Raw genomic sequence first — 12458 nt, forward strand, 5'->3', positions numbered from 1 at the left:
AGCAAAGCGGGTTTGGCAAGTCGCTCCAGTACAGAGTCATGATCAAGTCAACCAGCAAACATAGCCCCGCGCAGGGACAGTGAGATGGGTCGCACCCGGAACCGGGGCCAGCGCTCGCGCGTCGGCGAAAGTTCCAGGGCGACAACGGCTTAACCGCGAAAACGCCCGGCTGCACCTGATGTTGAATCGGCCACCGAACGGCGATAGTTAGGCTTGACTAAGTTGGCATGTCAGGCGGTGTTTGTCATATCGTTTCAACACTTGTGGCGAGTGGGACAAAGCCCGCCGTTCAGTGCTGCACGCAGGCACCCCATCGCCAAGCCAGGCATACGCCGTCGTCGACGGCTGCCATACACACAGCTTTCGTGACGGTGAAGGGTTAGGTGGGAATGCCCAGTAAGGCCGGGCTGTACAACCCCGCATACGAGCACGACTCCTGCGGTGTCGCGATGATCGCCGACATGCACGGACGTCGCAGCCGCGACATCGTCGACAAGGCCATCACGGCCCTGCTGAACCTGGAACACCGCGGCGCGGCAGGCGCCGAGCAGCACAGCGGCGACGGCGCAGGCATCCTGCTGCAGGTGCCCGACGAGTTCCTCCGGGCGGTCGTCGCCGAACAGGGCGACTTCGAGCTCCCCGCGCCGGGCAGCTATGCCACGGGCATCGCCTTCCTCCCGCAGTCCGCCAAGGACGCCGCGGCTGCCTGCGAGGCCGTCGGCAAGATCGTCGAGGCCGAGGGCCTGACCCTGCTCGGCTGGCGCGACGTGCCGACCGACGATTCCTCGCTCGGCGCACTGGCCCGCGACGCGATGCCGACCTTCCGCCAGGTCTTCATCGGCGGAGCCGAGGGCATGGACCTGGAGCGACGCGCCTACGTGGTGCGCAAGCGTGCCGAGCACGAGCTCGGCACCAAGGGTCCCGGCCAGGACGGCCCCGGACGTGAAACCGTCTACTTCCCAAGCCTTTCCGGCCAGACCTTCGTCTACAAGGGCATGCTCACCACGCCCCAGCTGAAGGCGTTCTACCTGGACCTGCAGGACGAACGGCTGACCAGCGCGCTCGGCATCGTGCACTCGCGCTTCTCGACCAACACGTTCCCGTCGTGGCCGCTGGCGCACCCGTTCCGCCGGGTCGCCCACAACGGCGAGATCAACACCGTCACCGGCAACGAGAACTGGATGCGGGCCCGTGAGGCACTGATCCGCAGCGACGTCTTCGGCTCGTACGACGACATCGACAAGATCGTGCCGATCTGCACGCCGGGCGCCTCGGACACCGCGCGCTTCGACGAGGCGCTCGAACTGCTGCACCTCGGCGGACGCTCGCTGCCGCACGCCGTGCTGATGATGATCCCGGAGGCGTGGGAACGCCACGAGTCGATGGACCCGGCCCGGCGCGCGTTCTACGAGTACCACGCGTCGCTGATGGAGCCGTGGGACGGCCCGGCGTCGGTGTGCTTCACCGACGGCACCGTGGTCGGCGCGGTGCTCGACCGCAACGGCCTGCGTCCGTCCCGGATCTGGGTGACGAACGACGGCCTGGTGGTCATGGCGTCCGAGGCGGGCGTGCTGAACCTCGACCCGTCGACCGTGGTCAAGAAGCTGCGCCTGCAGCCCGGCCGCATGTTCCTGGTCGACACGTCGAAGGGCCGCATCGTCGACGACGAGGAGATCAAGGCCGAACTGGCCGCCGAGCTCCCGTACCAGGAATGGCTCGACGCCGGCCTGTTCCACGTCGACGACCTTCCCCCCGGCGACTACGTCCGCATGCCGCACCACCGCGTCGTCCTGCGGCAGCAGATCTTCGGTTTCACCTACGAGGAGCTGAACCTCCTGGTGGGACCGATGGCGCGCACCGGCGTCGAAGCGCTGGGTTCGATGGGCACCGACACGCCCGTAGCCGTCCTCTCGGACCGGCCGCGGATGCTCTACGACTACTTCCAGCAGCTGTTCGCCCAGGTGACGAACCCGCCGTTGGACGCCATCCGCGAAGAGGTGGTGACCAGCCTGTCGGGCACCGTCGGCCCGGAAGGCGACCTGCTCAACCCGACGGCCGAGTCGTGCCGCCAGATCGTGCTGCCCCAGCCGATCCTGCGCAACGCCGAACTGTCGAAGCTGATCTGCGTCGATCCCGACCACGAGATCCGTGGGCACAAGCACGGCATGCGGGCCGCGGTGATTCGCTGCCTGTATCCGGTGAACCGCGGCGGACAGGGCCTCAAGGAGGCCCTCGACAACGTCCGGGCCAAGGTTTCGGCCGCCATCCGCGACGGCGCGCGCATCATCGTGCTGTCCGACCGCGAGTCGGACGAATCGATGGCGCCGATCCCGTCGCTGCTGAGCGTTTCGGCCGTGCACCACCACCTCGTCCGCGACCGCACCCGCACCAAGGTCGGGCTCGTCGTGGAGGCAGGCGATGCCCGCGAGGTGCACCACATGGCGTGCCTGGTCGGTTTCGGCGCCGCCGCGATCAACCCGTACATGGCGTTCGAGTCCATCGAGGACATGGTCGACCGCGGCGCCATCGAGGGCATCAGCAGCGACCAGGCCAAGGCCAACTACGTCAAGGCGGCCGGCAAGGGCGTGTTGAAGGTGATGTCCAAGATGGGCATCTCGACGCTGGCGTCCTACACCGGCGCCCAGCTGTTCCAGGCGGTCGGCATCAGCCAGTCGGTGCTCGACGAGTACTTCACCGGGCTGCACTGCCCGGTCGGCGGCATCGACCTCGACGACATCGCCGACGACGTCGCCTCCCGGCACGCGCTGGCGTACCTGGACCGCCCCGACGAGCGCGCGCACCGCGAGCTCGAGGTCGGCGGCGAGTACCAGTGGCGCCGAGAGGGCGAGTACCACCTGTTCAACCCGGACACCGTCTTCAAGCTGCAACACTCGACCCGCACCGGTCAGTACTCGATCTTCAAGGAGTACACCAAGCTGGTCGACGACCAGAGCAAGCGGATGGCATCGCTGCGCGGGCTGTTGAAGTTCAAGGAGCTTGGCCGGCAGCCAGTGCCGATCGACGAGGTCGAGCCTGCCAGTGAGATCGTCAAGCGCTTCTCCACCGGGGCGATGAGCTACGGCTCGATCTCCGCCGAGGCGCACGAGACGCTCGCCATCGCCATGAACCGCCTTGGTGGACGGTCGAATTCGGGTGAGGGCGGCGAGCACGTCAGCCGCTTCGACCCCGACGAGAACGGCGACTGGCGGCGCAGCGCCATCAAGCAGGTGGCGTCCGCGCGGTTCGGCGTCACGTCGCACTACCTGACCAACTGCACCGACATCCAGATCAAGATGGCCCAGGGCGCGAAACCCGGTGAGGGTGGCCAGCTTCCGGGCAACAAGGTGTACCCGTGGGTGGCCGAGGTACGGCACTCGACCCCGGGCGTCGGGCTGATCTCGCCGCCGCCGCACCACGACATCTATTCGATCGAGGATCTGGCGCAGCTGATCCACGACCTGAAGAACGCCAATCCGCAGGCACGCGTGCACGTCAAGCTGGTCAGCGAGAACGGCGTCGGCACCGTTGCCGCGGGCGTCTCGAAGGCGCACGCCGACGTCGTGCTCATCTCCGGGCACGACGGTGGCACGGGCGCCACGCCGCTGACGTCACAGAAGCATGCGGGTGCGCCGTGGGAGCTCGGCCTGGCCGAGACGCAGCAGACGTTGCTGCTCAACGGACTTCGCGACCGGATCGTGGTGCAGGTCGACGGCCAGCTCAAGACCGGGCGCGACGTGGTGATCGCCGCGCTGCTCGGCGCCGAGGAGTTCGGCTTCGCCACAGCACCTTTGGTGGTGTCGGGCTGCATCATGATGCGGGTGTGTCATCTCGACACCTGCCCCGTCGGTGTGGCGACCCAGAATCCGGTGCTGCGCCAGCGGTTCAACGGCAAGCCCGAGTTCGTCGAGAACTTCTTCATGTTCATCGCCCAGGAAGTCCGGGAACTGATGGCGCAGTTGGGCTTCCGCACCGTCAACGAGATGGTCGGCCAGGTCGGTGCGCTGGACACGACGAAGGCCGCCGAGCACTGGAAGGCCCGCAAGCTGGACCTGGCGCCGGTGCTGCACGAGCCCGAGTCGGCGTTCATGAACCAGGACCTGTACTGCAGCTCGCGCCAGGACCACGGTCTGGACAAGGCTCTGGATCAGCAGCTGATCGTCATGAGTCGCGAGGCCATCGACTCGGCCACCCCGGTGCGGTTCTCCACCACGATCGCCAACGTCAACCGCACCGTCGGCACGATGCTGGGCCACGAGGTGACCAAGGCCCATGGCGGTCAAGGACTTCCGGACGGCACCATCGACATCACGTTCGAGGGCTCCGCGGGCAACAGCTTCGGCGCCTTCGTGCCACGCGGCATCACGCTGCGGGTGTATGGCGACGCCAACGACTACGTGGGCAAGGGCCTGTCCGGTGGACGGCTCGTGGTGCGACCGTCGGACGGCGCGCCCGCTGACTTCGTCGCCGAGGAGAACATCATCGGAGGCAACGTGATCCTGTTCGGCGCCACCAGCGGGCAGGCCTTCCTGCGCGGTGTGGTGGGTGAGCGGTTCGCGGTACGCAACTCCGGCGCCCACGCGGTCGTCGAGGGTGTCGGCGACCACGGCTGTGAGTACATGACCGGCGGCAAGGTCGTCATCCTCGGGTCTACCGGCCGCAACTTCGCGGCGGGAATGTCGGGCGGCATCGCCTACGTGTACGACCCGCAGGGTGCACTCCCGGACAATCTGAACACCGGGATGGTGGAACTCGATGCGCTCGACGGCGAGGACGTCGAGTGGCTGCGGGGCATGCTCGTTGCGCACGTCGATGCCACGGATTCGGCTGTCGGCCAACGCGTCCTGTCCGACTGGGAGGCCGAGGTCAAGCACTTCGTGAAGGTCATGCCGCGCGACTACAAGCGGGTGCTGGTGGCGATCGCGGAGGCCGAGCGCACGGGCGAGGACGTCGACACGGCGATCATGGCGGCGGCCAATGCCTGATCCACGCGGCTTCCTGAAGATCACCCACCGCGAGACCCCGCAGCGGCGGCCCGTCCCACTGCGCCTTCGCGACTGGAAAGAGGTCTACGAGGACTTCTCCCACGACACGCTGCGGGAGCAGGCCTCCCGTTGCATGGATTGCGGAATCCCGTTCTGCCACAACGGCTGCCCGCTGGGCAACCTCATTCCCGAGTGGAATGACCTGGTGCGCACCGACCGTTGGCGCGACGCCATCGAGCGGTTGCACGCCACCAACAACTTCCCGGAGTTCACCGGGCGGCTGTGCCCCGCGCCATGCGAGGCGTCCTGCGTGCTCGGCATCAATCAGGATCCGGTGACCATCAAGCAGGTCGAGGTCGAGATCATCGACAACGCCTTCGACGAGGGCTGGGTAGTTCCGCTGCCGCCGGACCGGCTCACCGGCAAGACCGTCGCCGTCGTGGGGTCGGGGCCCGCGGGGCTCGCGGCCGCGCAGCAGCTGACCCGGGCGGGGCACGCCGTGACGGTGTTCGAGCGCGCCGACCGCATCGGCGGCCTGCTGCGCTACGGCATCCCCGAGTTCAAGATGGAGAAGCGCCACATCGACCGCCGCCTCGAGCAGATGGAGGCCGAGGGCACGCAGTTCCGGACCGGCGTCAACGTCGGCGTCGACATCACCGCCGAGCAGCTGCGGGCCGACTTCGACGCCGTGGTGCTCACCGGCGGCGCGACCGCATGGCGTGACCTGCCGATCCCCGGGCGCGACCTCGAGGGCATCTACCAGGCGATGGAGTACCTGCCCTGGGCCAACCGCGTGCAGAACGGCGATCCGGTGCTCGGCGTCGACGGCGAGCCGCCGATCACCGCCAAGGGCAAGCGCGTCGTCATCATCGGCGGTGGCGACACCGGCGCCGACTGCCTCGGCACCGCACATCGTCAAGGTGCCGCCAGCGTGCACCAGTTCGAGATCATGCCGCGGCCGCCGGAGACCCGGGCCGAGTCGACGCCGTGGCCGACCTATCCGCTGATGTACCGGGTGGCGTCCGCGCACGAAGAGGGCGGCGAGCGCGTCTTCTCCGTCAACACCGAGGAGTTCGTCGGCACCGATGGCCGTGTCACCGCGCTGCGGGTGCACGAGGTGACGATGCAGGACGGCAAGTTCGTCAAGACCGAGGGCAGCGACTTCGACCTCGAGGCCGACCTGGTGCTGCTGGCGATGGGCTTCGTCGGCCCGGAGAAGGCGGGGCTGATCGACGACCTCCGCGTCGAACTGTCCGACCGCGGAAACGTGGCGCGCAACGACGACTTCCAGACGTCGGTGCCCGGTGTCTTCGTTGCCGGCGACATGGGTCGCGGGCAATCGTTGATCGTGTGGGCGATTGCCGAGGGTCGCGCCGCGGCCGCGGGCGTCGACCGCTACCTGATGGGCCAGACCGCGCTTCCGGCGCCGATCGCGCCGACCGCCGCGCCCCAGCGATGAGCGCTTGCGCGAAGAGCGGACTGCACCGCTAAGCCCCATTAGTCACAGTAGTCACACCAGAAACATCAGATTATTTGTTCGGCGCGCCTTGTGGTGTTAGCCAGTTCACAGGTATCTAATGAAGGCGCGGGGGTCTTGCGTTAGTCTGACCCCACGGTGTAGACAACCGACGCAGGAGTGAAAACGGTGTATATCAACCCGCTGTCCCAATCGCGGATCACGCGAATCGCCTGGTCATATCTTCGTCACCCGGTGAAGTGTCGCGAATTCCCTGCCAAGCAAGAGCGCCTCATCACCGCGGCCGAACTCGTCCGCTACGGCGTCTGACCTCGACCCTTCGGCGGTTGCGCCGGACCGGCGGTTGTTTGCTTAGCCGCTATATCTACTTGATCGTCAGTAACCATCCCTGAACCTCACAGCGAGATGCGCTCGCGGCTGCGGCGCGCGTCGCCGGTCTCGGCGTCGAAGAAGTACGTCCGCTCGCGCGCCATGGCGAGGCCGATGCGGGTGCCGGACTCCAGCACCAGGCCGGCGGGCGCTTGCACGATTACCCGCGTCTCCCCGGATCCGTCCCCGTTGTCGACGAGCGCGGTCACCAGCACGTGGCTGCCGAGCGGCTCCACGAAGTCGACCCGTGCGGGCACCATCCCGTCGACCCAGCTGGTGTGTAACTGCAGATGCTCCGGGCGTGCCCCGACCGTGACCGGGCCGTCGGGTTCGGCGACCGTCGCCAGCGGCGCACCGCCGACGTGCAGGATTCCGCCGCGGATGACGCCAGGCACCAGGTTCATCGGCGGGCTGCCCATGAACGCCGCGACGAACGTGTTGGCCGGCCGGTTGTAGATGTCGTCGGTCGAACCGATCTGCTGCACTTCGCCATTCGACATCACGCACAGCCGGTCACCCAGCGTCATGGCCTCGACCTGGTCGTGGGTGACGTAGATGGAGGTCACCGGCAGCTCGCGGTGCAGCCGCTTGAGGTCGCCGCGGACCTGGTTGCGTAACTTCGCGTCGAGATTCGACAGGGGCTCGTCGAGCAGGAAGGCCTGCGGCTTGCGCACCAGCGCGCGGCCCATCGCGACCCGTTGCCGCTGTCCGCCGGAGAGTTGGCCGGGCTTGCGGTCGAGCAGTTCGCCGATCTGCAGCAGATCGGCCGTCTCGCGGACCCGCTGCTCGATCTCGCGCCGTGGCGTCTTGCGCTGCCGCAGGCCGTAGGCGAGATTGCGATACACCGTCATGTGCGGATACAGCGCGTAGTTCTGAAACACCATCGCGATGTCGCGCTGCCCGGGCGCAAGCCCGTTCACCACCGTGCCGCCGATCCGCAGCTCGCCGGACGTCGGCTTGTCCAGACCGGCCAGCAGGCGCAGGGCGGTGCTCTTGCCGCATCCCGACGGTCCGACCAGGATCAGGAACTCCCCGTCGGCGACCGTCAGATTGAGGCCCTTGAGGGCGGACACACCTCCGGCGTAACGCCGCGTGACATCGCGGAACTCTACCTCTGCCAACGTCGTTCCTCTCTCGCTGTCACCGGTCAGCCCTTGACACCGGTACTGGCCACCGACTGGACGAAGTACCGCTGCGCGCCGATGAACACCAGCAGCATGGGCAGCAGGCTCATCACGTTGGCCGCCATCAGCAGCGGCCACTTGACCCGGTGCGCGCCCTGGAAGTAGCTGAGCCCCAACGGAATCGTCATCTGGTCCTGCGACGTGATGACGATCAACGGCCACAGGAAGTCATTCCACGAGGTGAGGACCGTCAGGGCGGCCAACGTCGACATCGCCGGCAGGGACAGCGGCAACACGATCTTGAACAGCACGCCCAGCCGTGACGTGCCGTCGACCCTGGCGGCTTCCTCGAGCTCGACGGGAACCGTCTGAAAGAACTGGCGCAGGAAGAAGATGCCGAACGCCGTCGCGAGGTTCGGCAGCATCAACGCGCCGATGTGGTCGATGCCCAGCACCTCCCACACGTTGTCGCCGAACCACTTCACGATCAGGAACACCGGAATCATCGTGACCTGAAACGGCACCATCAGCGTTGCCATCAGGGTGACGAAAAGCGCTCCGCGGCCGAGGAATCGGATGCGCGCGAATGCGTATCCCGCGAGGCTGCACACGATGAGGTTGCTGACGAGAACCACCAACGTGACCAGGGCGCTGTTGAGGAAGAAGTGCCCGAACGGCGCCGCGGCCCATGCCTCCGAGTAGTTCTCGAAGCGCGGCCGTGCCGGCAAGAGCACCGGCGGGAAGTGGTTGGCCTCGCCCTCCGTCTCCAACGACGTGACGAGCATCCACAGCAGCGGGACGATCAGCAGGAACGTCAGCGGGATGAGGACCAGGTGCCACGGGCTGAACGGCAGCCTCAGCCTCGGTCGTCGCGTCGGCGAAGGGGTCTGCGGCGCAGGCGCTTCGGTGGGAGGAATTCGTAGCGTCGTCACGAGTGGTGCACGTGCTTCCTGGCAAGCCGGAACTGCACGGCGGTGATCAGCAGGATGACGACGAACAGCGCGTAGGCCATCGCCGCGGCGTATCCGGCGTCGAAGTGCACGAAGGCCCTGTCCCAGAGGTAGTAGACGATCACGGTCGTCGCGCGCAGCGGTCCGCCGCGCGTGGTGGCGTAGACCTCGTCGAACAGTTGCAGCGCATTGATCGTCAGCCAGACGAGCAGGAACAGGTTCGCCGGACCCAGCATCGGCACGGTGATGGTGCGGAACCGGGTGAACGCGGTGGCACCGTCGATCGCGGCCGCCTCGTGCAGCTCGGGCGGAACTCCTTGGAGTGCAGCGAGATAGACGATCACCGAGAATCCGGTCCACCCCCAGATCGTCGTTGCCACGATCACGAACAGTGCCTGCGACGGCGAGGCCAGGAACGGCTGGGACGGCACCCCGACCACGTTGAGCGCCGCATTCACCAGGCCGTAGTCACGGTCGGTCAGCCAGAGGAAGATGATGCCCTGCGAGATCGTCGAGACCGCCATCGTGACGTACGCGGCCGTCCGGTACACCGAGATGAACCGCAGCGACCTGTTCATCGCCGCGGCGACGAACAGGCCCACCAGCATGGTGCCGGGGACGAAGAGGGCCGTGTAGACGATCGTGTGCTTGATCGCCTCCACGAACACCGGGTCGTCGGCCAGCTTCCGGTAGTTGTCGAAACCGACCCAGGGCGTCTCCGGGGTGAGCAGGTCGGAGTGCTGAAACGACAGCTGCAGGGACATGACGACCGGCAGCAGCCCGAAGATGCCGATGAGCACCGCCGCCGGACTCACCAGCGCCCACCCGTTCACGCTGTCCGAGCGGCCGAGACGCCCCAGGAACGAAGCCATCTACCCATCCTCCGCCACGGCTATTTCGCGGCCAGTGCCGCGTCCGCGGCCTTCGCCGCGGCGTTCAGTGCGTCGGCCGGCTGGTCCTTGCCGAGCATGACGGACACGATCGCCTGACCCAGCGCCTCGGAGACCGCGGGGTACTGCTCGACGGTGGGCCTGGCCTTCTTCACGTTGGACAGGTTCTCCACGAAGATGCCGCTACCCGGCAGCTGGTCGTTGAGCTTGGTGACGAACGCCTGGTCCTGGCCCACCGAGGCGCGGGTCGGCAGATCGCCGGTAGCCAGCGAGAACGACTTGACCTGATCGGCAGCGGTCAGCCACTTGACGAAGTCGACCGCCGCTTGCTTCTTCTTGTCGCCGTTGTCGAAGACCACCCAGTTGTCGGGGCCGGAGATCGTCTGATGGCCACCCGTCGAACCGGCGAAGGTGGGCAGCACCTGCACGCCGTACTCGATGTCGGACAACGAGCTGAGGTCCCACGGACCGGTGACGAGCATCGCCACCTTGCCGCTGTTCATCAGCTTGGGGCCGTTCTCGTTCGTGGTGTCCAGATAGAGCGACTTGTCGGTGACGGCCATCTGCTGCAACACCGTCAGCGCCTTGACGCCCGCCTGGGAATTGAACGCGGCGTGCTGCTCGTCCGGCGTCAGGATGTCACCGCCGGCTTCCCAGAGCATCGGAACGTAGTGCCAGACGGTGTCCTCGCTGCCGTCGGCGGGGATGAGCCAGCCGTACTGCCCCTTGGCGGGATCGGTGAGTTTGGCTGCAGCGGTGCGGAAGTCGTCCCACGTCCAGTTCGCGGTCGGCGGTTCGATCCCGGCGTCGGCGAACAGCTTCTTGTTGTAGACGATCGCGAGGTTGTCGACCAGCGCCGGCACGCCGACGACCTTGTCGCCGACCGTCGCCGCCTCGCGTTCGGCGGGGTAGAAGTCGTCCCACTTCCAGTCCGGCGCCGAAACGTATTGGGACATGTCGACGAGTTGCGGGATCTGCGCGATGTTCGGCGACCACGACCCGAACATGTAGGCCACGTCGGGCGCGCTGTTGCCGCGCACTGCGGTCAGAACCTTCTGCAACACCAGGTCGTTGCTGGAGTACAGCTCGCTGACCTCGATGTCGGGGTGGGTTTTGTTGAACTGGTCGATGAGGGACTTGAACGCGTCGCCCTCGGTGTCCTGGTACCCGTGCCAGACGACGATCTTGGTGGGCCCGGAGGAGGACGACGATCCGCCTCCACCGCAGGCACTGAGGAGCAGGGCAAGCACCGCGACCAGGGCGATGCAGAGTCGTTGGCGTCGTTGGCGATTCACGGTTGGTACTCCTTCGTTGGCGGCGGCTGAGCGGTTTGGAGCATGTCGGATGGCACCTCTCACAGCGTCAATGGCGCGCGTAGCGCCTCGGGCAGCAGCGTCCCGTGCGCCGCCGTCAGTTCGTCGCACAGATTCCAGATCTGGTCGACGGTCAACGTGGCTGCCGTGTTCGGGTCGACCATGGCCGCGGCCCGCACCAGGCGCGGATCCCCGTCGACGGCCGCCCGGACTGCCAGCTCGACGGGGCCGAGGAATCCGCGGTTCAGTGCGGCGCACTGCGGTGGGAGGTCGCCCACCTTCATGGGGTGCGCACCCAGCGCGTCGAGCACCGTGGGGACTTCGACGGCCAGGCCGTCGGGCAGGTTGGTGATCAGCCCCTCGTTGGCGACGTTGGCGGAGATCACGCGCACCGTGCCGGTCTCGAGCGAGTGGATCACCTGGGGTGCGTACTCCGTCGACCCGGTGTCGATGCCGAGTGTCTCGGTGTTGGCCAATTCCGCACGGACCCGGGCGTATTCGGCCAGGTTGGCCTCGCTGATCGAGACGTACTCGCCGACGTTGATCCGCAGCCGGTCGATCTCGTCGGCGTGGCGCAGATACCACGAAACGTACTCACTGGAGTGTTCGCTCGTCTCGGTGGGGTAGTAGCCGAGCCTGCGGTACATGTCGACCCGCACCCGTCGGCGCAACTCGGGATCCGCAGCGATCCGCCGGTCCAGCAGCGGATACAGGTCCTGGCCCTCACGCTCCCAACGCAGCACCCACGCTTGATGATTGACGCCTGCGGACCAGTACGACACCTCGTCGAACGGGACGTCCACGAGCTCGCACAGGCCCACCATCGTCCAGTACACCGAATGGCACAGCCCCAGCACCTTCAGCCGCGGAGCGACGTGGCGCAGGAACGTGACGTTCATGGCCATCGGGTTGGTGTAGTTGAGCAACCACGCGTCGGGGCACACCTGCTCCATGTCGCGGGCGATCGCCGCGAGGACGGGGAAGGTGCGCAGCCCGCGGAAGATGCCGCCGATCCCGATGGTGTCGCCGATCGTCTGGCGCACACCGTACTTCGCGGGAATCTCGAAATCCCGCACCGTGGCCTCGTGCATGCCGACCTGGATGACGTTGATGACGTAGTCGGCGCCGTCGAGGGCGCGGCGGCGATCGGTGGTGGCGACGATCTCGGGCTGCGCGCCGGCTGCACGCGCCGTCGCGCGCGCGATGGCCTCCGCGGTCTCGAGACGTTCGGTGTCGATGTCGTGCAACACGACTCGCACGGCCCCGAGTTCCGGAAACGAGAAGACGTCGCCGAGCAGCTCGCGGGTGAACTCGACGCTGCCTGCGCCGATGATGACGATCGTGGGTTTCATG

7 protein-coding genes are annotated in these 12458 nt (G+C 67.0%); 2 read left to right on the forward strand and 5 right to left on the reverse strand.

All coding sequences use genetic code 11. The features are described 5' to 3' along the window. The first annotated feature begins 389 nt into the window (after window positions 1-389). Together gltB and N536_RS0125070 are read left to right on the forward strand one after the other, a co-directional pair. Window positions 390-4982, forward strand: coding sequence for a glutamate synthase large subunit (gltB, locus tag N536_RS0125065; protein ID WP_155948713.1), 4593 nt, complete (start codon window positions 390-392; stop codon window positions 4980-4982). Next, window positions 4975-6441, forward strand: a complete 1467-nt coding sequence (locus tag N536_RS0125070; RefSeq protein WP_029116139.1) for a glutamate synthase subunit beta — start codon at window positions 4975-4977, stop codon at window positions 6439-6441. Before gltB ends, N536_RS0125070 begins: the two co-directional genes overlap by 8 nt. Before the next feature lie 413 nt (window positions 6442-6854). On the opposite strand, the gene N536_RS0125080 is transcribed toward N536_RS0125070, so the two are convergent. Genes N536_RS0125080 through melA form a run of 5 tightly spaced genes read right to left on the reverse strand, consistent with a single transcriptional unit; the run spans window position 6855 to window position 12457 of the window. After that, the gene (locus N536_RS0125080) at window positions 6855-7949 is read right to left on the reverse strand and encodes an ABC transporter ATP-binding protein (RefSeq protein WP_029116140.1); all 1095 of its coding nucleotides are present in this window, start codon (window positions 7947-7949) and stop codon (window positions 6855-6857) included. A gap of 26 nt (window positions 7950-7975) precedes the next feature. After that, entirely contained in the window at window positions 7976-8884 is a 909-nt protein-coding gene (locus N536_RS0125085) for a carbohydrate ABC transporter permease (protein WP_051574753.1), read from the reverse strand. Beyond that, window positions 8881-9774, reverse strand: coding sequence for a carbohydrate ABC transporter permease (locus N536_RS39375; RefSeq protein ID WP_036437580.1), 894 nt, complete (start codon window positions 9772-9774; stop codon window positions 8881-8883). Before N536_RS39375 ends, N536_RS0125085 begins: the two co-directional genes overlap by 4 nt. Before the next feature lie 20 nt (window positions 9775-9794). After that, window positions 9795-11087, reverse strand: a complete 1293-nt coding sequence (locus N536_RS0125095) for an ABC transporter substrate-binding protein (RefSeq protein ID WP_029116142.1) — start codon at window positions 11085-11087, stop codon at window positions 9795-9797. 59 nt (window positions 11088-11146) lie between these two features. Beyond that, window positions 11147-12457, reverse strand: coding sequence for an alpha-galactosidase (melA, locus tag N536_RS0125100; protein WP_029116143.1), 1311 nt, complete (start codon window positions 12455-12457; stop codon window positions 11147-11149). Between the last annotated feature and the right edge of the window lies 1 nt (window position 12458).

The sequence above is a fragment of the Mycobacterium sp. URHB0044 genome (assembly GCF_000620625.1).
In the GTDB taxonomy this organism is placed as follows: Bacteria; Actinomycetota; Actinomycetes; order Mycobacteriales; family Mycobacteriaceae; genus Mycobacterium.